The 22,606-nt window shown below is 62.9% G+C and carries 25 protein-coding genes, 2 tRNA genes and 1 rRNA gene; 10 read left to right on the plus strand and 18 right to left on the minus strand.

Going from position 1 to position 22,606, the window contains the following annotated elements; all coding sequences use genetic code 11:
• Window positions 1–18: 18 nt before the first annotated feature.
• Window positions 19–1,041, minus strand: coding sequence for a phosphotransferase family protein (locus ACGYLY_RS12955; protein WP_395281206.1), 1,023 nt, complete (start codon window positions 1,039–1,041; stop codon window positions 19–21).
• 115 nt (window positions 1,042–1,156) lie between these two features.
• On the opposite strand from ACGYLY_RS12955, the gene ACGYLY_RS12960 reads away from it, so the two are divergent.
• Together ACGYLY_RS12960 and ACGYLY_RS12965 are read left to right on the plus strand one after the other, a co-directional pair.
• Window positions 1,157–1,948 carry a BtpA/SgcQ family protein gene (locus tag ACGYLY_RS12960; RefSeq protein WP_395281205.1) on the plus strand — a complete coding sequence of 264 codons (792 nt, stop codon included), beginning with the start codon at window positions 1,157–1,159 and terminating at the stop codon, window positions 1,946–1,948.
• 112 nt (window positions 1,949–2,060) lie between these two features.
• Window positions 2,061–2,567: a GNAT family N-acetyltransferase gene (locus ACGYLY_RS12965; protein ID WP_395281204.1), complete on the plus strand. Its 507-nt coding sequence runs from the start codon at window positions 2,061–2,063 to the stop codon at window positions 2,565–2,567.
• A gap of 10 nt (window positions 2,568–2,577) precedes the next feature.
• Here the strand turns inward: ACGYLY_RS12965 and ACGYLY_RS12970 are convergent, their stop codons facing one another.
• From ACGYLY_RS12970 to ACGYLY_RS12995, 6 genes are all read right to left on the minus strand, one after another.
• Window positions 2,578–3,498 carry a carbohydrate kinase family protein gene (locus tag ACGYLY_RS12970; RefSeq protein ID WP_395281202.1) on the minus strand — a complete coding sequence of 307 codons (921 nt, stop codon included), beginning with the start codon at window positions 3,496–3,498 and terminating at the stop codon, window positions 2,578–2,580.
• Window positions 3,499–3,535: 37 nt separating this feature from the next.
• Entirely contained in the window at window positions 3,536–3,799 is a 264-nt protein-coding gene (locus ACGYLY_RS12975; RefSeq protein ID WP_395281200.1) for a hypothetical protein, read from the minus strand.
• A 45-nt stretch (window positions 3,800–3,844) separates the two neighbouring features.
• The gene (locus tag ACGYLY_RS12980; RefSeq protein ID WP_395291146.1) at window positions 3,845–5,305 is read right to left on the minus strand and encodes an ATP-binding protein; all 1,461 of its coding nucleotides are present in this window, start codon (window positions 5,303–5,305) and stop codon (window positions 3,845–3,847) included.
• Window positions 5,306–5,366: 61 nt separating this feature from the next.
• On the minus strand, window positions 5,367–5,780 hold the full coding sequence (locus tag ACGYLY_RS12985) for a DUF5807 family protein (protein WP_395281196.1): 414 nt from the start codon (window positions 5,778–5,780) through the stop codon (window positions 5,367–5,369).
• Window positions 5,777–6,214 (minus strand): hypothetical protein, encoded by a 438-nt coding sequence (locus ACGYLY_RS12990; protein ID WP_395281194.1) that lies wholly within the window; start codon window positions 6,212–6,214, stop codon window positions 5,777–5,779. Before ACGYLY_RS12990 ends, ACGYLY_RS12985 begins: the two co-directional genes overlap by 4 nt.
• A 42-nt stretch (window positions 6,215–6,256) precedes the next feature.
• Window positions 6,257–6,655, minus strand: coding sequence for a 30S ribosomal protein S6e (locus tag ACGYLY_RS12995; protein WP_395281192.1), 399 nt, complete (start codon window positions 6,653–6,655; stop codon window positions 6,257–6,259).
• Between the two features lie 100 nt (window positions 6,656–6,755).
• Between ACGYLY_RS12995 and ACGYLY_RS13000 the strand changes: the two genes are divergently transcribed.
• The 3 genes from ACGYLY_RS13000 to ACGYLY_RS13010 all read left to right on the plus strand — a co-directional run bounded on the left by ACGYLY_RS13000 (window position 6,756) and on the right by ACGYLY_RS13010 (window position 9,486).
• Window positions 6,756–8,081 carry a metallophosphoesterase gene (locus ACGYLY_RS13000; RefSeq protein ID WP_395281191.1) on the plus strand — a complete coding sequence of 442 codons (1,326 nt, stop codon included), beginning with the start codon at window positions 6,756–6,758 and terminating at the stop codon, window positions 8,079–8,081.
• A 72-nt stretch (window positions 8,082–8,153) separates the two neighbouring features.
• A complete protein-coding gene (locus tag ACGYLY_RS13005) occupies window positions 8,154–8,951 on the plus strand; it encodes a DUF6498-containing protein (RefSeq protein ID WP_395281190.1) in 798 nt (265 codons plus the stop codon).
• Window positions 8,952–9,066: 115 nt separating this feature from the next.
• Entirely contained in the window at window positions 9,067–9,486 is a 420-nt protein-coding gene (locus ACGYLY_RS13010) for a hypothetical protein (protein ID WP_395291147.1), read from the plus strand.
• Between the two features lie 261 nt (window positions 9,487–9,747).
• Here ACGYLY_RS13010 and ACGYLY_RS13015 read toward each other — a convergent pair whose 3' ends face one another.
• Window positions 9,748–11,220 carry an aldehyde dehydrogenase family protein gene (locus ACGYLY_RS13015; RefSeq protein WP_395281187.1) on the minus strand — a complete coding sequence of 491 codons (1,473 nt, stop codon included), beginning with the start codon at window positions 11,218–11,220 and terminating at the stop codon, window positions 9,748–9,750.
• 116 nt (window positions 11,221–11,336) lie between these two features.
• On the opposite strand from ACGYLY_RS13015, the gene ACGYLY_RS13020 reads away from it, so the two are divergent.
• Window positions 11,337–12,596, plus strand: coding sequence for an MBL fold metallo-hydrolase (locus tag ACGYLY_RS13020; protein ID WP_395284109.1), 1,260 nt, complete (start codon window positions 11,337–11,339; stop codon window positions 12,594–12,596).
• Here the strand turns inward: ACGYLY_RS13020 and ACGYLY_RS13025 are convergent.
• The 6 genes from ACGYLY_RS13025 to ACGYLY_RS13050 all read right to left on the minus strand — a co-directional run bounded on the left by ACGYLY_RS13025 (window position 12,593) and on the right by ACGYLY_RS13050 (window position 17,044).
• Complete coding sequence (locus ACGYLY_RS13025; RefSeq protein ID WP_395281186.1) at window positions 12,593–13,684, minus strand: hypothetical protein; 1,092 nt, start codon at window positions 13,682–13,684, stop codon at window positions 12,593–12,595. The two genes, ACGYLY_RS13020 and ACGYLY_RS13025, sit on opposite strands and share 4 nt — an antisense overlap.
• A 6-nt stretch (window positions 13,685–13,690) precedes the next feature.
• Window positions 13,691–14,230 carry a hypothetical protein gene (locus tag ACGYLY_RS13030; protein ID WP_395281185.1) on the minus strand — a complete coding sequence of 180 codons (540 nt, stop codon included), beginning with the start codon at window positions 14,228–14,230 and terminating at the stop codon, window positions 13,691–13,693.
• Window positions 14,231–14,334: 104 nt separating this feature from the next.
• Window positions 14,335–14,769, minus strand: a complete 435-nt coding sequence (locus ACGYLY_RS13035; protein ID WP_395281184.1) for a Rieske (2Fe-2S) protein — start codon at window positions 14,767–14,769, stop codon at window positions 14,335–14,337.
• 52 nt (window positions 14,770–14,821) lie between these two features.
• Window positions 14,822–15,784 carry an oxidoreductase gene (locus ACGYLY_RS13040; protein ID WP_395281183.1) on the minus strand — a complete coding sequence of 321 codons (963 nt, stop codon included), beginning with the start codon at window positions 15,782–15,784 and terminating at the stop codon, window positions 14,822–14,824.
• Between the two features lie 77 nt (window positions 15,785–15,861).
• Complete coding sequence (locus ACGYLY_RS13045) at window positions 15,862–16,491, minus strand: VOC family protein (RefSeq protein WP_395281181.1); 630 nt, start codon at window positions 16,489–16,491, stop codon at window positions 15,862–15,864.
• Window positions 16,492–16,591: 100 nt separating this feature from the next.
• Window positions 16,592–17,044, minus strand: a complete 453-nt coding sequence (locus ACGYLY_RS13050) for a hypothetical protein (RefSeq protein ID WP_231185009.1) — start codon at window positions 17,042–17,044, stop codon at window positions 16,592–16,594.
• A gap of 209 nt (window positions 17,045–17,253) precedes the next feature.
• Between ACGYLY_RS13050 and ACGYLY_RS13055 the strand changes: the two genes are divergently transcribed.
• Window positions 17,254–17,919 carry a hypothetical protein gene (locus ACGYLY_RS13055; protein ID WP_395281180.1) on the plus strand — a complete coding sequence of 222 codons (666 nt, stop codon included), beginning with the start codon at window positions 17,254–17,256 and terminating at the stop codon, window positions 17,917–17,919.
• A gap of 25 nt (window positions 17,920–17,944) precedes the next feature.
• Here the strand turns inward: ACGYLY_RS13055 and ACGYLY_RS13060 are convergent, their stop codons facing one another.
• Window positions 17,945–19,225 (minus strand): ArgE/DapE family deacylase, encoded by a 1,281-nt coding sequence (locus ACGYLY_RS13060; RefSeq protein ID WP_395281179.1) that lies wholly within the window; start codon window positions 19,223–19,225, stop codon window positions 17,945–17,947.
• A 107-nt stretch (window positions 19,226–19,332) separates the two neighbouring features.
• On the opposite strand from ACGYLY_RS13060, the gene ACGYLY_RS13065 reads away from it, so the two are divergent.
• Together ACGYLY_RS13065 and ACGYLY_RS13070 are read left to right on the plus strand one after the other, a co-directional pair.
• Window positions 19,333–19,406 (plus strand) — tRNA-Lys (locus tag ACGYLY_RS13065).
• A 361-nt stretch (window positions 19,407–19,767) separates the two neighbouring features.
• Window positions 19,768–19,968 (plus strand): hypothetical protein, encoded by a 201-nt coding sequence (locus ACGYLY_RS13070; protein WP_231185012.1) that lies wholly within the window; start codon window positions 19,768–19,770, stop codon window positions 19,966–19,968.
• A gap of 17 nt (window positions 19,969–19,985) precedes the next feature.
• On the opposite strand, the gene ACGYLY_RS13075 is transcribed toward ACGYLY_RS13070, so the two are convergent.
• Window positions 19,986–20,798, minus strand: coding sequence for a hypothetical protein (locus ACGYLY_RS13075; protein WP_395281178.1), 813 nt, complete (start codon window positions 20,796–20,798; stop codon window positions 19,986–19,988).
• 93 nt (window positions 20,799–20,891) lie between these two features.
• Between ACGYLY_RS13075 and ACGYLY_RS13080 the strand changes: the two genes are divergently transcribed.
• Window positions 20,892–21,857, plus strand: coding sequence for a Gfo/Idh/MocA family protein (locus ACGYLY_RS13080; RefSeq protein WP_395281177.1), 966 nt, complete (start codon window positions 20,892–20,894; stop codon window positions 21,855–21,857).
• 169 nt (window positions 21,858–22,026) lie between these two features.
• Here ACGYLY_RS13080 and ACGYLY_RS13085 read toward each other — a convergent pair.
• Window positions 22,027–22,102 (minus strand) — tRNA-Cys (locus tag ACGYLY_RS13085).
• Window positions 22,103–22,360: 258 nt separating this feature from the next.
• Window positions 22,361–22,482: ribosomal RNA gene (gene rrf / locus ACGYLY_RS13090) — 5S ribosomal RNA — on the minus strand.
• Between the last annotated feature and the right edge of the window lie 124 nt (window positions 22,483–22,606).

Here is a 22,606-nt window from a genome sequence, read left to right on the forward strand (position 1 = left end):
GGAGCAGTCGAACCGCGTTCAGGGAAGCAACGATAGCACGAGTTCTCTCTGCCGCGTCGCGTCTTTTTCGAGGTCGTCACTACCGCGATACCAGAGGTCGAACCACGCGAGCGCGGAGAGTTGCGCGACGAAACGATAGGCCCGCTGTCGTCGTTTGAAACCGTCGTCGGGCGTCACCTCGTTGGTTTCCCGATAGCCCGCCAACAGCGAGTCGTGGACGACTTTTCGTTGGTCGGCGTCGAGCGGCAGACGACCGCAGAGGTGGTGTTCGGTTGTTGCGAGGTCGTACTCGTGATGGCCCGTGAACTGGTTACCCCAATCGAGGACCGTCCGGACGGCACCCGTTTCAGGGTCGAGGAGGAGGTTCCCGAATCGGTAGTCGTCGTGGAGCAGTACCGGGTCGGGGGTGTCGGGGACGGCTTCGAGATATTCGTCGAGTCCAGCGCGAAGTTCGTCGGTCAACTCGGCGAACCGTCCGTCCTCAATGCGTGCGAGGTTCTCCTCGGCGTCGGCGCGAAGGCGGGCGGGCCAATCGGGTTCGAGGTCCGCGATCGAAAGGTCGTCGACGATCGGTTCGCTGTCGGCGTCCACGCCCGCACGAAGCCACCCGTAGCCGTCGAACGTGGCGGCCGCGTGGAGTTGGCCGAGATGGCGTCCGGCGTCGCGGGCGGTGCGGGAGAGGGCGTCGTCGGTCAGTGACTCGGGGCCAGAAACCGCCTCGCCGGGCGCGCGGTTCATTAGGAAGAACGGTGCGGACACCTCGTCGTGGTCGTCCACGTAGCCGAGAACGTCGGGGACCGGGATGTCGGTTCGGCGACTCACGAAATCGAGGACCCTCGGTTCGGCCCGAAACGACGTGGGGTCCACGAAGGAACAGGATTTCAACACGCAGTTCCGGTCCCCGTCCGGCATCTCGACGGTGACGAAGAACACGTCGTCGATGCCCTCGTCCGCCGGTATCACGTCCGTGACCGTCCGCTTTCCGAGGACTTCCCTAACCAACCGCGGAACGCGCTCGGTCTGTAAACTCGTGTTCGTCATTGTTTGGACCGTCGGTGACTCACGGCTACGTGGGTAGAAACTTTGTGGTGTCGAATGGTCAACAGCAAACGTAGTGACTCGGTTCGTTTACTTCGAAGCGCGACGAGACCCGAGTATGAGCATCTTCGAGACGGACGACGCCGTCGTCGGCATGGTTCACCTTCCCGCGCTTCCGGGTTCGCCCGGTTTCGACGGGAACTTCGACGCCCTCCGAACCCGCGCGCTCACCGACGCCCACGCGCTCGAATCCGGCGGCGTGGACGCCATCATGGTGGAGAACTTCGGCGACTCGCCGTTCTACCCCGACGACGTGCCGAAACACGTCGTCGCCTCGATGACGCGCGTCGTCACCGAACTCCGACAGGCCGTGGACTGCCCCATCGGCGTGAACATCCTGCGAAACGACGCCGAAGCGGCGCTCTCGATTGCGACGGCCGCCGACGCACAGTTCGTCCGCGTGAACGTCCACACCGGCGCGCGCCTGACCGACCAAGGCGTCGTCGAGGGGCGAGCGCACGAGACGCTCCGCCTCCGCGACGAGCTCGACTCCGACGTGAAAATCCTCGCCGACGTGGAGGTGAAACACTCCGCGCCGCTGGCCGACCGGCCCGCGACCGAACTGGTGGACGAAACCCTCGGCCGCGGCCGCGCGGACGGCGTGGTCGTGAGCGGCGTCGGTACCGGCCACGAAGTCGACACCGACGTGCTGGAATCCGTCGTCTCCTGCCGGGACGAAATCGGGTCCGACGCGCCGGTGTTCCTCGGCAGCGGCACGACGGCCGAGAACGTGCGCGACCTCCTCGACATCGCGGACGGCGCGATCGTCGGCACCGCGCTGAAGGAGGGCGAAGAGACGACGAACCGCGTGGACGAATCGAAGGTGCGAGAGCTGGTTTCGAGGGTCTGAGTTCGGAAACGCGGGGTAACGGTTTCGAAATGTCCCGATCGGTGGCGAGGAGGTCGGACAGACGCATCTGCACGACCGACCGAAATACCTCGTTCACGCCGAACGACAGTGTATGCACGTTCGCGACGCGACGACCGACGATGTCGAGGCGGTACGGGCGGTCCACGCCGAATCCATCGCGGAACTCGGACGCGAGGGCTACGACGAACGGCAGGTGGCCGCGTGGGCGAAAGGCTGCGATTCGGCGGAGTACGCGGCGGCCATCGAAGCCGATGCGGGCGCGTTCGTCGTCGCGGAGGACGAGGACATCGTGGCGTTCGGTACCGTCCGGTTCGAACCGCCGGAAGAGCACGCGGCGGCGGTAGACGGCGAAGTCACCGGCGTATACGTCCATCCGTCCGTCGCCCGAACGGGAGTGGGGTCCGCGGTCCTCACGGAGTTAGAGTGTCGCGCGAGCGAGCAAGACACGCGAACGCTCGGCCTCGCGGCGTCGCTGAACGCGGTTCCGTTCTACGAATCACCCGGATACGAGCGCGTGAGGCAACGCGACCACGAGTTTTCGAGTCGCGAGTCGACGGGCGTGACGGGAACGGTCGTGGAGATGAAAAAGAAGCTGTGAGACGAACCGTTCATAGAAACGCTTCGACGTCTTCTTCGGTCGGAAAGCCGCCTCTCGCACCCTCCGCACCGCAGTTGAGCGCCGCCACGGCGGCCGCGAATCGACCTGCCTCCTCCGCACTCCGCTCCCCGAGGAGCCATCGGTGAATCAGTCCGGCGGTGTGGGCGTCGCCCGCGCCGGTCGTGTCGGCGACGGGCACGTCGAAGGCGGGAATCTCGGTGACGTCCGCTTCGTCGAACAGGAGCGCGCCGTCCCGCCCCCGGGTGACTACGCCGCGTTCGACGTCGCGGGCGCGAAGCTCCGCGACCGCTTCGCGCGGACCGACGCCGAGGTACGATCGGACCGGTACCTCGCTCGTGACCAACAGGTCGAAGACGGAGAGCGCCTCGTCCAACGTCTCGCGAGTGACGCCTCGGCCGTCGAGTTCCGAGAGCGGCCCGGAGAGGTCGAAGGCGAGCGGTGGCAGGTCGCCCGCTCTCCGGGCGGAGACGAGACGGGAAACGACCTCGTCGGGTGCGTAGGCGCTGGTGAAGGCGACACGCGCTTTGCGAAGATAATCGAGGTCCGCGTCGGTTAATCGAAGCGTGGGAACCGCATCGCCGCCCGCGATAATCATGCGCTCCCCGTCCGGGTCGCGGAGAATGAGACAGTACGAGGAGTCTTCGTCGCCGCGGCGAACCCGGGTCGCGTCGATGCCGCGCTTTTCGAGGTCGGTTTCGACGAACTCTCCCTCCTCGTCGTCGCCGACGCGCGCGACGACGCCGGTTTCGCGTCCGAGTCGCGTGAGGGCGGTGGCGACGTTGGCGGCGACGCCGCCGGCGGACCGCGATTCGTCGCGGACGAACGCCCCGCCGTCGGGTTCGGGGAGGTTCGACAGCGAGTACATGTGGTCCACCAGCGCGCTCCCGACCGTCACCGCGTCGAATGCCATTGTCGGGTGGTCGGAGCGTGGCGAGAAGTCGCTTGCGCTACGGCTTGCGGAACACGTAGGTCAAACCCGCCCGCTCGATTCGAATCGCGCCCGCGTCGTGGTCGAAGACCACCGAGTCCGCCCGCCCGTCGAACTCGTGGAAGGGCATTCCGGCCGTCACGTGCCCGTCCTGTGCGACGGTAAATCGGGCGACGCCCATCCGCGCGACGAGTTTCGGTCCGTGGTCGTCGACGTCCGGCGCGAACCGCCGGAGATTGGTTTCGATTGCCCCCCAGTCGGCGATGGGCACACGCTCTGCCATAGGTAAAACTCGGCAGGAGCGGAGAAAGCGATGTCGCCGGACGAGTCACTCCGCGTGGAGACGTTCGACTCCGGAGAACGAAAACCGTGTGCCACCGGCGTCGCTTTCGTCGATGGAGAGTTGCCACCCGTGAGAGTCCGCGATCTGTTGGACGATGGGTAACCCGAGGCCGGTACCCGACTCTTCGGTCGAATAGCCGGACTGCAACACCCGTTCGCGGCGTCCCTCAGGAATTCCGGGGCCGTCATCCGCGACGTAAAACCCGCCGGACGTCGTGCCGACGGAGACGGTGACTTCGGGACCGCCGTGTTCGACCGCGTTCCGAAACAGGTTTGCGAACAGTTCCGTCGTGCGGTCACGGTCGGCGAGGATTCGTCCGTCCGCTGATTCGGTGTCGAGCGTCGCGGATTCGCTCTCGATGCCATCCCACACGTCCGCGGCGAACGCTTCGAGGGAAACCGTCTCCGGTTCCAACGTCGTCTCCCCCTCGCGGGCGATTTCGAGCAGGTCGGAGATGATGGCCTCGATTCGGTCGGCCGCCCCTTCGATTTCGTCGAAATGGTCCGATTCGCCCGTCTCGCGGGCGAGGTTGAGATAGCCGTAGATGATGCTCAAGGGGCCACGGAGGTCGTGGGAGACCCGACTCGCGAACTCGTCGAGGCGCTCGTTTTCCTGCACGAGCGCGTCTTCCCACTCCCTGCGCTCGGTCACGTCCCGAACCGCACACACGTACTCGTCGTCGGCGACGGCGGAGACGGTGAGCGTCAGCGTAAGCGTTCTTCCATCCCGTCGTTCGCCCGTGATTTCACCGCTCCACTCCCCCTCGGAATCGACCGTCGAAACGACCTCCGAGGAGAGGAAGTCCACGGCGTCGTCCGTGAGCGTCGTTCCCCACTTCCGGCCGACGAGCGTCCGGGAGTCGTAGTCGAACAACTCGGCGTAGGCTTCGTTGACGTAGTTGAACCGGAAGTCGTTCGTGAGCAAGGCGATACCTTCGCGGGTAGTGTCGATGGCCCGAAAACCCCGGTGAACCTGTTTCTCGATGTATCGGCGTGAGACCGCTTGTTTGATTTGCGACGTGAGAGTGACGAACCGAGCGCCCGACGTCCCTTTCTGGAGGTAGTTCGTCGCGCCCGAGGAGATTGCGCTGCTGGCGACATCCTCGTTTCCCGTCCCGGTGAACACGATGAACGGGAGGTACGGGCGGGTTTCGCGTACCGTTTCGAGGAGATCGAGTCCCGAACCATCGTCGAGTTCGTAATCGCTGACGACACAGTGGATGGCGATATCGCGTTCGAAAAGATATTCGACAGCGTCGTCGGTGTTCGTGACGCAGATGACCTCCTCGATGTCGTCCTCACGTTCCAGCGTCCGCCGAGACAGTCGAAGGAAATGCTCGTCGTTGTCGACGTGAAGAACCCGAAGTTGAGCGGGAAAGTCGTGACCGATCGAAATCGAATCCACGTCCGCCATGTAGTTTTCACTATCGAGGGAGCCACAAGGCATATATCTAACTGCTTCAGAATGAATCGAGCTCGTGGCGGTTCTCCTCGTTCGAGTCTCCCGTTTACCGGTCCCCGGCGATCCACTTGTGGGAGAAGGCGGTTCCACAGGAACAGTAGGCGTAGGCGTGGACGACGTCACCGTCGGCGTACAGGCCGCCGACCTCCTCGTTTTGCTCCTCGACGAACGCGAAGACGAACTCCACGTCGTGGTCGCCCTCCGGACAGTCGCCGCCCGCGAGGTCGGTCGCGATGGTTCCCTCGGTCCCCATCGCTTCCTTCGCGAAACCCATGGCGTCCATGCCGGTGGCCTTCTTGAACACGTTCCGCCCGGTTTCGCCCGGAACGACCAACAGCAGGCCGCCGGGAACCGGTTCACCGTACTCGGCGAGTTTGTCACCCGAGACGAACGAATCGGCGAGAAAGAGCGCCACGTCGTCCGGGCGCTCGCCCGCCAAAAATTCCTCGCGCTCGCTCATTTGTCCTCGACCTGTTGTGCGATGTCGGCGAGGCTTCCGTTCGGCGCTTCCGTCGCCTCGTACACCGCCCGCGAACCGGGTTCGCGGATGCCGTATTTGTATCCCTCTTCCACCACGTCGATGAGGACCGACTGGCCGAACGAGCGATTGCTGTCGTCGAACCACTCGGTGAGGCGGTTCTCGCCCTCGCCCGGATTTCGCGCGAGGCGGGGCGTGTCGTACACGCCGCGGATGAGTCGGCCATCGTCGGTCAACGGCCGTTCGATTCTGGCGCGGTACTCCGTGTCGTCCATCACGATGCGGACGATTTCGTCGGCCGGGAACGAGCTCTCGTCGTCCGCGGAAATCTCGATGTTCGCACGATTCGTCGCACCCGCCTGCGCCAGTGTCGCCCTGACGGTTTCGGTCGTATCACTCGAAACCCGTTGCGTCATACTCGTGAAAAGATTGTGTAAATGTTTGAGTGTTCCGCCGCGTTACTCGTCGTCTTCGTCGCCCTCGCCGTAGAGGGACTCGACGGACTCGTCGCCGTGCTCGCTGATGCGAACGTTGAGCTGTGCGACCGCCTCGCTGACTTCCTTGCCGCGGACCGAAATGCGTCGTCGCTCGCCGTCTCGCTCGGGGTTGTACCCCGTGCCGCCTTCGAGGAGGACGTCCTTGAGGTTCGGGCCGGCGACGTCGCCGCGCATCGGACGACCGGCGTTGTCCGAGCCACCGGTGATTTCGACGGAATACCCGTCGAGGCCGACGGCACCGCCGTCGACTTCCTCGCCGATGGACTTGCCGAGGAATCGGTTCGCATCCTGTCCGTCTATATCGCGCTGATAGGCCACCCCGGAATCGGGGTCCGCAACGACGACCTGAAAGTTTGCCATACGGAACGAATATCGGTCACACCCTAAAAGGACATCGAAACCCACTCTCTCGGACGAAACCGCTTTCCGACGTCCGGTCGTGTTTCGGAGGCAGGGGAGGATGACAGACGCATATTATTTCGTCAGCGACCTTCACGTGGGGGGCGACGAGCAGTTACAGGAGTGTGAGTTCGAAGACGAGTTCGTCGAGTTCCTACGGACGCTCGAAACGACGGACGAGGAGGCCGAACTGATAATCCTCGGCGACGCGTTCGGCCTGTGGGAGTTCACCCAGTCGGCGGGCATGACGAAGTTCGACCTGCTCGTCGAACACCACCCGAAACTGTTCGAGCAGTTTCGGAGGACGGGCGAGAACGTCCGCATCACGCTCATTCCCGGCAACCACGACGCCGAACTGGCGGGATATCCCGAGTACGTGGAGCGACTGGCCGAGTACAACGTCACGCTCGACCCGACGCTCTCGCTCACCAGACGCGTCGCCGGGAAGGAGATTTGGATTGAACACGGCATGCAGGAGGACGCGCACAACCGAATGCCCGAGTTCGGCAACCCGCGGGCCAACCCGCTCGGCTACTTCGTCAACCGCCACATCACGGGAAAGGCCGGACAGCTCTCGGGGCGGGGAAAGTACAACTGGCTCAAGGACATCCAGTCGCTCACGCCGTTGGAGGAGATACCGGACTGGATAGCGTCGAACTACTTCTACCGCGAGATGAGTCCGTTCCTCCGCTATGGGGCGCTACCGTTCCTGTTGTTGTTCCAAATCAGCCTGCTCTACTTGGTCGTCCTCGTCTTCGAAGCGTCCGGGGTCGTCGGCTCACACGCCGTTTCGAACGTCACCACGTCCGTCCTCCGGCAGTTGGGCTTGGTCGGCGACGTCGTCGAGTTCGTCATCTACGTCAACCTCGTCGTCGTGGCCCTCCTGTTCGTCATCTCGATACCGCTGTACGTCTTCGCCCGCGACGTGCGAAAGACGCTCGAACGGTTCGGCCTCGTCAGGAAGGAGACACCCGACGAACCGGCGGACGCACCCTACGTCGCCGCCGCCGAGGACGTGTTCGAGGAGTATCCCGACGTCGTGGCGTACATCTACGGCCACACCCACCGCGTCTCGCTGACGAAGGTCGGCGAACGCGTCATCATCAACACCGGAACGTGGCTCAAGCGACTGCACCGGACCTCGACCATCGTCGGCATCCTCCCGCCGGTGTACTACCCCTCGTACCGGTTGAACTACTTCCGAATCGGCGAGGAGGCCGGGAACGTCGTCGTCGACTACCACACCATCGAGAAGGAGGCCCCGAAGGAGTTGACGCTCCTCCAGCGACTGCTGACTCGGCGGCCGAAGCGGGAATCTTCGATTCCCGACCGAACCGTCATCGAGGCGTCAGAAAAGGAAGTCGTCGAATCGGCGTCGAAGGAGTAGCCGGAATAAGAATCGGTGGCTCGTTTCGGGAAATCACAGACCTTATCGTCCGTTGACTGATTGTGGAACTCGATGGAGTTCGCGCGACCGAACGGAGAGAGCGCCGAGATGACCGGATTTCTGCCGATTCTACTGGCGAACCTCGTTCCGCTCGGTGGCTTCATCTGGTTCGACTGGCACATCCGAGAGCTGTTGGTGATTTACTGGATAGAAATCGTCGTCACCCTCGTGCTGTACAGCGGTGCCGCGCTCTTCGCCGAGCGACGTGTCGTGCTGGAGGGACGGACGATGTTCCTTCCCGGCATCGGCAGGGACACGGAGTTGGACGAGTCGAAGTGGGACACCGACCCGGACGGAATTCGACTCGCGGGATGGTTGCCACCACTGTATCGTCGAAACCTCGAACTGGTGGCGTGGTCGCTGGTTTGGGGTGTCGGCTTCTCGGCGTTGCCACTCGCACTGTACCGGTCCACCATCGAGTCGGCCATCACCCCGGTCGTCGTCGGGTCGGCCGTGATCATGGCCGTCTCGCAACTCGCCAGGGTCCGCCGCGAGTTCTTCGGCAACCACCAGTACGAGACGATGTCCGTACACATGGTCCTCGAAATCCCCTGTCGAATCATCGCATTCATGGCCGTCTGGATGATGCTCCTTCACGTCCCAGGCATGTTCTTTCTCGTCGGAGCGGTGGTGATGTTCGAGGATATCGCGCGGAGCGTGCTGACGAGAAATGTCATCGAAATATGCTACGTGACGGCCGTACTGGTCGGCAAGTTCACCGTCGAGTGGTCGCAGTTCCGGGTGAGCCACGCGGAAAATCCCGGCCGAATCGCCGACTGGTTCACACCGCAGGACCCGCTGGTGGAGTAGCGTCCTCGTTTTGATGGTATCTCCCGTACTCGGTGGAGATATGGGGAGTTCGAGAACGGTGCGAATCAGTCGCGTAGACCAACCTATCGACTCGAGAGCCACCGTTTCCGCCAAGATGATTACCGCGAATATCACGGAAAAATCAACGGCAGTTGTGGAAATCGGATTGGAATGGACCGGCGAGGCGACGGCCCTCCTGTTCGGGAATACCGCCCCAATCGAACTGCCCTGCCGTTGTTCTCGACCCGAAACCGGTCTGGTACTGCTCCCGTCCCCTAACGGGTACGAACGACGAGAGGACGAGCCCGAATGCTGGAAACCGAATCTCCCGGAGGACGACGATTTCGGCCATCCGCTGGGCCTCATGCGGAGGGAAGTCGAACGAGGGGAACTGCTCTCCTGCCGAGTCGAAATCTGGGGAGACCATCGGTCGAAAAGCTGTCTCGAACCGGGCGAGTACTCGTTCCGAGAGACGCTCTCTGTCGAGAACGAGGGGCACAACGAGTGGGGATTCACGATTCGAATCGAGAACTGAAATCGACCGAGTAGCTTTTCCACGGAAATCGAAAGCGCCCGAACAAGCGAACGAAGTAAGCGATAGACACGCCGTATCTTCAGGGAACTAGCGACCGTACCGCGAGCGACGCGAGGCTCGGAGCGCCTCGGGAGCGAGCGGGCCAAGCGACGACCGACGGGAGGAGCGCCGTGCTTTTGGTCGAGCTTTTACCAGGGAGGAAGGCCGAAATCCGCGCCGATTCGGCGCGGATTTCGGTTTCCGACCGCAGTAAAAGGTCGTTTAGAAGGGATAGCGTCGCTGGTCGCGCTGCACCGAAATCCACTTCTCCTGCGTGAGTTCCTCGACGATGGCGTCGCCGTCGTAGCGACCGATTCCGGAGCCTTTCACGCCGCCGAAGGGGACGTGGGGTTCCTCGTTGATGGGTTGGTCGTTGATGTGGACCATCCCGGCGTCGATGGCGTCGGCGAGGTCCTGTGCGCGGCCGAGGTCGCCCGCGTGGACCGAGGCGGCCAGTCCGTACTCGGTGTCGTTGGCGAGTTCGACGGCCTCCTCGTCGGAGGAGAACGGGATGACCGGCGCGGTCGGACCGAACGTCTCGTTGCAGGACGCGGCCATGTCGTTGGTCGCACCGGAGAGGACGGTCGGCTTGACGAACAGGCCGTCGTGGTGGCCGCCGGTTTCGAGGGTCGCGCCCTCCTCGACGGTCGAGTCGATGTAGTCGAGGATCTGGTCGCGCGCGCCCTCGTCAATGATGGGACCGATGACGTTGTTGCGGTCAGTTGGGTCACCGATTGGGAGCGCTTCGGCGCGCTCGGTCAGTTTCTCGACGTACTCGTCGTACACGTCCTCGTGGACGAGGTGGCGATTGATGGAGATACAGACCTGTCCCTGATGGAGGAACGACCCGAACACGGCCGAATCGATGGCGGCGTCGAGGTCAGCGTCTTCGGTGACGACGTGGGGGTTGTTTCCGCCGAGTTCCATCGCGGGGAGCGCGAGGTTCTCGGCCGCGAGGCTGGCCACGTGCTTGCCGACTTCCGTCGACCCCGTGAACGCCATCACGTCGAGTTGGGGATGGGACGCCATCCGGTCGCCGATTTCCGAGCCCTTGCCGGGAACGACGTTGAGCAGTCCCTCGGGGAGTCCCGCCTCCTCGAAGAGTTTGGCGAGGAGCAGGCCGCCGGTGACGGGTGTCGGCGAGGCGGGTTTGAGAACGACCGCGTTCCCGAGCGCCAGCGCGGGCGCGACGGCGCGCATCGAGAGGTTGAACGGGAAGTTCCACGGCGAGATGACGCCGACGACGCCCATGGGAATCCGCTTGACGTGGTTTTCCTTCCCCGGAATCATCGAGTCCTTGATCTCGCCGCCGACGCGGAAGGGGAACTCGGTGGACTGCTTGGTGATTCCCTTCGCGGTCTGCCACTCCGCGTAGGATTTGATGCTCGCGCTCCCCGACTCGACCGCCAACGAGTGGAGAATGTCGTTCCGGTGTTCGTCCAGCAGGTCGAGCGCGGATTGGATGACGCCGATTCGCTTGGCCGGGGGCTGGTCGGCCCACTCCGACTGTGCGGTGGCGGCGGCCTCGTAGGCGCGGTTCACGTCGTCCTCGGTCGCGGCCGGGACGGACGTAATCTGCTCCTGCGTCGCTGGGTTCATCACGTCGATTTCGTCCCGGTCGCCGCAGGGGATCCATTCGCCGTCGATGTAGAGGGCGTTCCAGTCGCCATCCAAGGTGTAGGCTCTGTCCGACATCACCCTGAACTCGGGCGTTCGTGGTGATAAATGGTCAGGAACCGGCGGCGGCGTGGCGGTTTCCGACACGCGACCGAACCGACGAAGAAAAGCGGCTTCGCCCGTTACTCCCCCCAATGAATATTCAGTTTCTCGGCGGGGCGCGCGAGGTGGGGCGAAGCGCGATTCTCGTCAACGACTCCCTCCTCCTCGATTACGGGATGTTGACGGGGAACCCGCCCCAGTACCCGGTCGGCGACGTGGACCCGGATGCGGTGGTCGTCTCCCACGGGCATCTGGACCACGTCGGCCTGCTTCCGTCCCTCCTCTCGGGGGACGACTGGCCGCCGATTCACTGGACGCCGCCGACGTACGAACTGACGCGACTGCTGGCGCGCGACACGCTGAACCTGCACGGCGGGAGCTACAACTGTCCGTTCACCGGCGCGGAAATCAAGCGGTTGACGCAGGTATCCGAACCGCACGGCTACCGGGAACCGTTCGGGGCGGCCGGACACGAAATCACGTTTTTCAACGCGGGGCACATCCCGGGAAGCGCCCACGTGCTGGTGGACGACGGCGAGACGCGACTGCTTTACACGGGCGACTTCCACACCGGCGACCAGCGGTTGCTGTCGGGTACCACGGTACGGCCCGACGCGGATATCGTCCTCTGCGAGAGCACTTACTCGGACGTGGACCGCGGGGACCGGGCCGCGACGGAACGGCAGTTCGCGGAAAGCGTCGAGACGACGGTGTGGGAGGGCGGAACCGTCGTCGTCCCCGCGTTCGCCATCGGCAGAACGCAGGAGATGCTGATGGTGTGTGAAGCACACGACATCGACTGCTACGTGGACGGGATGGGAACGCAGGTGACGCGGATGCTCCGCCAGCAGTCCGAGTTCGTCCGCGACCCCGACGCCCTCCAACGGGCCGTCTCCAACGCGCGGTTCGTGACGGGCAAAAACGGCCAGCGCAAGCGAATCGCACGGAAGAACACCGTCATCGTGACCACCTCCGGGATGCTCACCGGCGGCCCGGCGATGACCTACATCCCCGAAATCCGAGCCAATCCGGTCAACAAGATCGCGATGACGGGCTATCAGGTCGAGGGGACGCCCGGTCGGGACCTGCTCGAACACGGCCGCGGAGAAATCGACGGCCGAGTGATGCCCGTCAGCGCGCAGGTCGAATCCTACGACTTCTCCGCCCACGCCGACCGCGACGGCCTGCTCTCGTTTCTCGATTCCTACCGCGACGCGGCGGTGCTCGTCAACCACGGGGACAGGTGCGACGCGTTCGCCGAGGAGCTACGGGCCGACGGCTACGACGCGGACGCGCCCGAGTTAGGCAGTCGGTACGAAATCGCCGGAGACGGCGCGACGACTCGCCGTTAAATCGGTCGGGACCACCACTTCGACCAGCGACCGTTCGGTTTCGTCTGCCAGCGTTGGTGAACCTTCGGACGGCGTGCGGCCTTCGGTGCGTCTTCGAGGCCGAAGACGACGAGTCTTCCGTCCGGCGTCCGTGCGACGTCGAGACCGGCACACCTGACCCTGCCGAAGCGCTCCCACAACGACCAGTCGCCGTTCGGCGCTTGCTGTGTCAGGCGGTGCAGTTTGCGGCCGGTGATGAACACCTCCACCCGCCCGGCCGCGTCCCGACCGACCGCGACGGATTTCGCCTTCGGTCGGTGGAATATCTCGAAGTCCTCGGGGTAGCTGAGTTCGCTCCACGTCTCCTCCCACTCCGTCTCCTCGAATCCGACTTGGCTGATGTGTATCGGCACGTCGTCGTCCCGGACGAGGAACGCCACGAGACGTCCGTCCTCGTTCTCCCCGACGGCGAGCGAGTGGCCGTTCGCCCGTCCGCGCCGATGCCACTCGGTCCACTCGTGGCCGTCCGGTTCGAGTTGCCAACAGTGGTGGACGCCGTACAGGAACTCCTTTTCGACCGTCGTCAGGTTCGAGTCCTCGTCGGGATAGTTGAGCGAGAAGACCTGTAGCCGTTCTCTCGCGTCGCGCACGGCGACGATTTCGTTGCCCGCTTTGTCCCCTCGCGCCTCCCAGTCGGTCCACGCCGTTCCGTTCCGCTCCGTCTGCCTCGCGTGGAACGTCCCTCTTTCGGGGTCGGTGACGAAGACTTCGAGTCGACGGTCGCCGTTGGGCGCGACCGCCACCGATTCGCCCGGGCGAGGTTCGCCGCCGAGGAGACGCCACCCCTCCCAGTCACCCACGCCGTCAGCGTCGGTGTCCGATTCCCGACGCGTGTGATACGTTCCGCGTTCCGGGTCGGTGACGAACACCTCGACGCGGCCGTCCTCGTTGCGACCGGCGGCGAGCGCCTCCCCTTCGGCACCCTCCAGACATTCCCATTCGGTCCACTCGGTTTCGGACCCGACTTGCCTGCTGGCGTACACCTCGCGGTCGAGGAGGACGAACAGTTCGAACTGACCGGTATCGGTGCGCTCTGTCGTGATTTTCATGGCGAGTTATCCTTTCATCTCCGGCAGTCGAACGAGGTCTTCGGGGTTCTGGGAGGCGTATATCACGATGCTCCCCTTCTGTCGCTGTTGTTTCAACAGGTCCTCGCCCATCTCCCGGTCGAGGTCGGCGAAGATCTCGATCGCCGTGAGAACGTCCGGTTGCGAAATTCCCCGTCGAGCGGGCGGCAGTCGGCCGCCCGCTTCGATTTTCTCCTCCAGCATGACGCGAACGTATTCGGCGAGGTCTATCGTATCGGTCAGCTGCTCGTGCCACGACGGCGGGTAGATGCTGACGTTGTCCCCCACCCGGTAGAGGTTGTTCCCGGGGATCCACGTCGTCGAATCGGTCAATCGCTCCTCAAGCAACACGTGAGTGTGCTCCTTGTCGTATCCGAGCGCGTCGGCGTAGGCGTCGAGTCGTTCCATCGAGATGCCCGGTTCGTCCCCATGGTGGTGGCGTTCGAGGTATCTAACGAAGTCGTCGATTTGGTACTCGCGGTCGCGGAGCGAGAGGTCATCGACCAGTTGTTCATCAACAATGACCATGATACTCAGTTCGACCGACAACTCGATAAAACTCCGTAGAACCGTTCTGAGAACTCGCACCTAACCGCTACTGACGACAAGGAATGCTTCATCGCCGCCGGACGTTAAAACGTGAGGTGCGACGACGAACTCGGCATGTCGTCGTCATCGTCTCCCTCCTCGATACCGCCCTCGTGTTCGAACTCACACATGCGGTCGGTCAGGTAGACGACGCCGTCGTCCACGGTCACGTCGACGGAGACGAGCGTCGAACCCGCCGCCTTCCCGTTGTCGCAGTGACCGGAACAGCCGTCGAACATCGACCCGTGTTTCGGACAGATGATGTCGCCGTCGCGCATCGCCGCTCCGAAGCCCCGGTCGAGTCGCTGGTCGGTTTCGTGCTGGCAGAAGTTCTTCCACGCGGCGATGCAGTCGTCGGCGTGGACGAGAACGACCTCCTCTTCCGACCCGTCGCGTTCACGGACCGTGAACAGAAACGAGCCGTTTTCGGGGAGGTCCTCGACCGTCGTCAATCGCGTCGCGTCGTCGGTCGTCACCATATCCGGTTCCTCTCGTTCCCGGGGATTAAAACGTTCTTTCCGTCGAGGAGAATCAGTTGTTGACCGACTTCGCCCGTCCGAAGTCGTAGGTCACGCCGGTCAACTCCTCCGATTCGTCCCACAGGCGCTCTGCAACCGCCTCGTCGTAGGAACGATCGCTGGACGACTGGACGGAAGGCAGTCCGCGCATATTCATCAACCCGTCGGGGCCGACGTACTCGCCGCCGGTAATTTCGGGTGCCGTTGCGGCGTAGAGCATCGGCAGCGCGCCGCGTTCGGCGCTCTGGGCGACGAGAGCGTTCGCGATACGCATCATCCACAGTCGGAGGGTAGAACCTTCCTCCTTCGGGCCGCGTCCCTGCAGGTTCGTACTCGCGTACCCCGGATGGCAGGCGACGCTCGCCACGTCGTCGATTCCCGCGGCGTCCAACCGTCGGTCGAGTTCGTAGGCGAACAACAGGTTCGCCAGTTTGCTCTGTGCGTACGCGTCCCACTTGTCGTACTCCCGTTCCCCCTGCAAATCGTCGAAATCCATCTCCCCGTCCTCGTGGACGCCGCTGCTCTGGGTGACGACGCGCGTTTCACCGTCGGTTTCCACCAACGAATCGAGGAGGAGTCCGGTGAGCGCGAAGTGGCCGAGGTGGTTGACGCCGAACTGGAGTTCGAAGCCGTCGGCCGTTTCGGCGCGGGGGACGGCCATCACGCCCGCGTTGTTACAGAGGACGTGCAGGTCGTCGTACTCCGACTCGAAGTCGTTCGCGAAGGCACGAATCGAAGAACTATCCGCGAGGTCGAGTTCGCGAACGTCGAGCGTCGCGTCGGGGGCTTCAGTGAGAATTCGACCTTTCATCGTCCTCGCGTGATTCGTCCGCCGGCAGGCCATGACGACCGTCGCGCCGTTTCGTGCGAGCGCGCGCGTCACCTCGTATCCGAGGCCGCTGTTCGCGCCCGTGACGATCACCGTCTTCTCGTTCACGTCCGGCATTCGGTCCACGGTCCACCCGGAATCGGTCATAAAACCGTCTACGCCCGCACGGTACAGAAATCCACCGCCCGACGAGGTTGGACGGGACCGTGCCGTCCGCGACTCCGCTACAACCCACCCGCGCCCGTCGGTGCGTCGGGAAGGTCCGCCGGTTCGACCGGGATGCCGAGTTCCTCCAGCGCGGCTTCGAGGTGCTCCCCCTTCGCGTACTCGGAACCGTCCTCCTCGCGCTTTCGCTGGGCCACCGCGAGTACCTCCGCGCGTCTATCGTCCGGGATGTCGAACTTGTCAGTCGTCAGTTCGATAGTCAGGCCGTTGTGATCCGAGGTGTACAGCGAGTAGAAGATACTCCGGTCGAACTCGTTGTACCGGCGGCCGTGCGCTTCGAGTCGCTCGCGGACCTCCTCGATTCGCTCCGGGTCGAATCGGAACGCGAGGTGGTGGACCGCGCCGATTCCGGTTCGCTGCGGTGCGGGATTCGACTGGCGACCCTCCTCGACGAAGAAGGTGATGATGCGACCGTCGCCGCTGTCGAAGAAGAGGTGCGTGACGTTCGGCGCGTCGAGGTTCGGTTGGCGGAGGACGAGCGGCATCCCGAGCACGTCCCGATAGAACTCGACCGTATCCTCCTCGTTGCTGCCGATGAGGGTGATATGGTCGGTTCCGGTGAGGGGTACTGCACCCTCGGGGCGCTCGTCGGTTATCGGTGCCTCGTGGGAAGTAGGTTCGTCGGACATGGTGTTCTCACCCGTTCGTTGGCTCCGAACGGCGATATACTCTCGCGGACGGGAGCGTCACCACATGGCATCGATGTCAGTGGGAACGGCCGCGAATCCCTCACTTCAGTTCACCGACGGCCCGCGCGAGTCGCGGGAAGACCAGCGCACTGCCGACCGAGAGGAGGACCACGACCGTTGCCGTGACGGCGGGCGAGTGGAGCGCGAGGTCGATTGTCGTGCCAGTATAGGCCACCACGGCGACGACGACGTTGTAGTAGAGGAACCGAAGGAGAAACAGGAGGGGAGTCACCGGAGGCCAATCGACGTCGAGCCACGGACCGCGAAACGTCCCGACGCAGACGACGAGCGCCAACCACGAGAACAGCGCGGCGAACTTCAACTGCGCGTTGGGTTCCGCGTCCATCAACCCGTAGAAGGCCGGTAGAGCGAGAAACGTCACTTCCCCGACGGCGAAGAAAACGCTCTCGACCCACTTCTCGACGCCCTCCTTTTCGTCGCGGGTTCGAAGCTGGCGCTCCTCCGTCGAGTAGTCGGAGCCGTGACCGGTCATGGGAAAAAGATGGGCGGCGTCGCACATAAACGTGGGGAGGGAACCGGTCGTCAACGCCGGGAGAGTCAATACGCGCAGAAATACGGTTGGAAAGAAATGGTTTCCGAGGCGGTGTTCAAACGGGGTTTCGATACCCACAACCGGACGTCAGCGGCAAAAACGTTCGTTTGGGCGGTTCCTTTTTACCCCGTCCGACCAATCCACGAACGATGAGTAACGGCCCCGACGAGGAGCCACCCGTAGACCGAAAGTCACCGGTCGGAAAACCGGTCATCCGTGGCGACGAGACGATAACCGGCCCACGGGCGCGGGAAGCGAAAGCGTTCGATCCGAACGACCCGGAGAGCGTGGACGAGGCCGCCCGAACCGTGCGTGCGTTCGCGGGCGGAAGCCCCGGCAACGAGGACAACGTGTACATGTTGCGCGGGGCGGCGGCCTGTGCGGCGCTGGTCCGCGGCGTCGGATCGTACAAAGGGGCCGCGGAGCGGGCGGGCGGCGAAACCACGGTGGCCTTCATCCGAAAATGGGCACGGGTACACGACCTCCCGCGCTCGATTCGACGCCACGTCGCTGTCGGGCACATCGCGCCGACGGCGGCCAAACACATCGCACGGGTCGACGGCGACGCCCGCTACCAACTCGCGTGGGCCATCCTCGACAACTCGCTGACCGTCCGCGAAGTGCGCGCCATCGTCAGCGACATCAGCGACGGGACGACGTCGGAGCGCGCGCTCCGAAATCACGGCGTCACGCTCGGCGAAGTGACGCTTTCGCTTCCGCCGGACCTGTACCGCGAACTCCGGCGGGAGGCCGCACTCGCCGACGAAGAACCGGAACAGGTGGTCGCTCGGGCGCTCGAAAAGGAGCTCGACTGAAAACGATCGGAGAATCGAACGCGAATCAGTCGAGGAACGTCCGTGCGGCTTCCGTTATGACCGTTCCAGCCGTCAACACGTCCGACCACTGGACCGTCTCGTTCGGGAAGTGTGCCTGTTCGATCATTCCCGGTCCGAACACGGCGGTGGGGATTCCGGCGGCGACGTAGTGGCGCGAGTCGGCACCGTACGTCTCCCCGCGAAGGGTCGTGTCGAGACCGTTCGCCTCCATCGCCGACTGGAGCGCGCCGACGACCGGTTCGTCCGCGTCCGTCTCCGCCGCCTCGAACTGGATGGAAAAGCGCTCGAACGTCGGCGGATGTTCGCGAAGCCATTCGTTCCCCTCGACCACTTCGGCGAGTCGCTCCTCGTACATCGCTTCGACTTCGTCGACGGTTTCTCCCGGCGCGACGCCGAGCCGCATCTCCGCGGTGAGCGTCGCGGGGACCGACGAGGACCACGTTCCGGCTTCCACGGTTCCGATGACGATGGGCCACGAAATCGGGAACTCGTCGTACAGCGGATGCGTGACCGACTCGTTTCGTTCGGCTTCGAGTTCGTAGAACGCGCGTCGAATCTCCTCGAAGTGGGGAAGCACGCTCTCCCCGCGCCACCGCGTTGCCGCGTGCGCGGAGCGACCCGTGATGTGTAGCCGCTTCATGACCGTTCCCTCGACCGCGACGACCGGCGTGAGATCGGTCGGTTCCGCGACGATGGCGGCGTCACGCTCGAACGGGTACGGGTTCGACAGCGCCGCCGCAGCGGCACCGATTCCGCCTTCCTCCTCACCGACGACACTCTCGACGACGAGTCGCCCGTTCAGGCCTTCGCCGTTCTCGTGGAGGTGTTTTGCGGCGAAGACGCAGGACGCGAGTCCGGATTTCATATCGACCGCGCCGCGGGCGGTGAGGTCGTCGCCGTCCCACGCCGGTTCGAAGGGGTCAGTGTCCCACGACTCGCGGGCGACCGGAACCACGTCCATGTGTCCGTTGAGAACCAGCGTCGGGCCGTCGTCCGGGGTCCCGAACTCCAAGACGCCCGCGACGCTCGGACGCTCGGCAAGGGTCGGTCCGCCCGCGCTCGCTTCGGTGTGCTCGATGTCGGCGGGATCGTCGGGGAACGACGGATGCTCGGACAGTTCCTCGGCGTGGGTCGTCCACTCGTACGTTTTGAACCCCATCTCGGACAGCCGCTCCGCGAACCATTCCTGTGCGGGACCTTCGTCGCCCCCCGTCGTGTCGAACGAACAGAGCCGTTCGATGAACGCGCGCAACTCGTCACCGTGTGCCGTATCGAAGTCAGTCATGATTCGACTGTCGAGGGCGAGGGAGAAAACGATACGCACCCCGGAAATGGCACGCAGCGAAGTGGAATGGCAAACGTTTAAACGTCGTAACTCGCAAGAAGAGATGAGGGCTGGTAGCTCAGTTAGGCAGAGCGTCTGGCTTTTAACCAGACGGCCAGGGGTTCAAATCCCTTCCAGCCCGCTTCTGCGAGGAACGGACGTGACGAGCGAAGCGGCTCAAGGGATTTGAAGTAGACCGAGGTTCTGCGCGAAGCGCAGGTTCTCGGGCGTGGTTCAAAATCCCTTCCAGCCCGCTACACCTGTTGTGAACTACGACGTGAGCAACAGGTGTGCTACTGGAAGAATTTGAAATAGACAAGACGCATGCCCGGGAAGCGACTGCGAGGCGCTTGCGCCTTGATGCGAACGGCGAAGCCGTGAGCGAGCGACCCGGAACGTCTTGGCGTGGTTCAAAATCCCTTCCAGCCCGTTTTCACGGCGAAACGAATGCCCGGCGACTTCGTTCAGTAGATATTATAAGTCATCCGAACACAGAACCGGATATGAACCGCTACGTTTCGGATCCGCTCGAACCGCTCGGAATCGCGTTCGGGGTCCTACTCGTTCTCATCGGAATCGGCACCCTCGTCGGAACGCCATGGGCACACAAATCGGGAAGCGCACTCCTCATGCTCGGTCAAATACTCGGCGGTGTCGCAGCGATCGGCATCGGCGGAGCTCTGGCGTGGATCGCTCGGACGTGAAAAGAGGTCGGTCGTTCTTATCCTTTGAACGGGAGGTAAGCGAGCATTCCGATGAGCGCCGCCGCGATGAAGCTGAGGATGGAGACACCCCACAGTCCCGCGATGCGCTCGTGGAAGTGTGCTATCGACTCCTCCTGTTCGTTGTAGGCCTTCACGTCGGACGACAACAGGACCTTCTTGCCCTCAGCGTGGGCAATGAACGTCTTGTTGTTCGGTCCGAGTTCGGCCGCGGTGCCGCTTTTAAGCTCCGTCGTCGTCGTCTTCGGAGCCTTCCACTGAAGCATCACCGCTTCAGCCGTGATGTTTTTGACCGTCGTGGAGTTGTTCGAATACTGGAAGGAGTTACCCACGCGCAGCGTCTTGGTCTCGGGTTCACCGAACTGCTGACGTTTGTACTCGTCGACCGGAACGAGCGACTTGTTCCCGTCGCTGCCATTGGTGACAACGTACGTTTCGTTGCCCTGCTTGACCGTCTGCGTGTCGTTCGTGAGGTTCTGGAACTCACGGAGGGTCGCCTTCTGCGGTTTCGACTTGTTCGGAATGAGGACTTGGAACGTCGTATTGTCCTGTTTGACTGTCGAATTGTTCGCCAGTTCGGCCGAATACGTGGCGGCTTGCTGGGTCCACGCGACCTCCGCGGAGCCTCCACTCAAGGACGTCACGTTGTACTGCCGACCGTCGACAGCGAACTTCTGTCCTTGCTGTGAAAGCGTCTGATCCGGGTTGTTCACCGAAACCGTCGGCTCCTTAGCCATGCCGACCAGTGAGTATGCCCCGGCAGAAATGACGAGGAAGATCGCAATGTATACGCCCGCTGCTCGTCGTTGCATACTCTAGCCCCGGTTCGCGTTCGGTATAATGGTTACTTTTTGGTTACACGGTTTTCCCCTTCTTTTCATTAGCGCCGAAAACGAACGTGAGGTATGAAATTCGGCGTCATCAGCACGGCAAGCATCGGTACGAACGCCGTGATTCCGGCCATCAAGGAGGCAGGACACGAAGTCACCGCGCTCGCGTCGCGAAACGAATCCCGTGCTGCGACCGTTGCGGAGCAACTTGACATACAACACACCTATGGAACGTACGATGGGTTGCTCGAAGACGACGAGATAGAAGCGGTGTACAATCCCCTCCCGAACGCACTCCACGACGAATGGACGAAGCGGGCCGCGGACCACGGCCTTCACGTCCTCTGTGAGAAACCCCTGGCGGTGAACGCCGCCGAAGCGCGCGAGATGAGTGCGTACTGTGACGAGTGTGGCGTCACGCTGATGGAGGCGTTCATGTATCGCTACCATCCTCGGACACAGCGCGCGGTCGAAATCGCACGAAAGCTGGATATTCGCTCCTTCGAAGCTAGCTTTCGATTTTCACTGGACGACCAGGAAGACGTTCGACTCGACCCGAACCTCGCGGGTGGGTGCCTGATGGATGTCGGTTGCTACACGGTCAATGCCGCACGCTTGTTCCTTGGCGAACCCCAACGCGTGTACGCAACAGCGACCGACACCATGAACAGCGGCGTCGAAACCGAACTAACGACCATCCTCGAATACGAAGACGGTGTGACGGCGACACTCTCCTCGGGATTCACGACGGCCGGTGCGGAACGGTATCGAATCGAAGCCACCAGCGGATGGCTCGAAGCACGGGACGCGTTCGTCCCATCGAAAGACGGCGAAACTGAACTGACGTACCGAATCGACGACCGACACGACGTGGAGAGGTTCGACCCGACGAATCAGTACGCCCTCGAAATCGACCACTTCGTCGAGTCCATTAAGACGGGACGTCCACCGATGACGGATGCGACAACCGCGATACGGACCATGCAAATCATCGACGCCATCGATGAGAGTGTCCGCGAGAGAAAACCGCTGTCACTCTAAACGCATCCCAGCCGACACGATGTCGGTCAGATAGTGGAGAGTTTTTCGAACGTAGAACGGACTGAAGTGTGACAGGAAAGTACGAAATGAGTATTACTGGTAGTATTACCCACGGCGGAAATCCGGTCGAATGCCACATAGCCGCCGCTACGGAGGCGGATTCACAAAAAGCCAAGGGCCGGATTTGAACCGGCGATGGGCGGCTCTGCAGGCCGCTGCGTTCGGCCGGACTCTGCCACCTTGGCGCAGGCTTTGCTTCGTATCGGGCCGGTTTAAGCATAGCGGTCTCCCGCGAATCGGGATGTTTGAATCATCGACGCACACCCCTCCCCCGCGGTTCGAGTCGAATTGAAGTCCGAGTAGCAAACGGGAACGTCCAACAGAAATCTTAGCAGAAGTTCGCTGGCAATGATTCGTCGAGAGATGTGTCTCATCGTTCGGGAGAAATACAAAAACCCCCCACAGAGCCGCGGCTCTGTGGGGGTGATGACTACAGTATGAGTGGGAGGCGGCGAATCGAATTTCCCAGAGGCTCGCGCACTCCAGTACTGACCGAAACGCAGACAGGCTTAACTTCCGTGTTCGGGATGGGTACGGGTGTCGCCCTATCGCTCTGGCCGCCTTAACGTCAACGCACGGAATCGAACCGTGTCCAGTGGATACCAATCGTTGATGAACCGATCATTATGTACGTGCAATCCAGTTTACGCCTGGACTCACACTCCGTGAGTGTGAAACCAAATGCGGTA

The organism is Haladaptatus sp. CMAA 1909 (assembly GCF_043952005.1).
Taxonomy (GTDB): Archaea; Halobacteriota; Halobacteria; order Halobacteriales; family Haladaptataceae; genus Haladaptatus.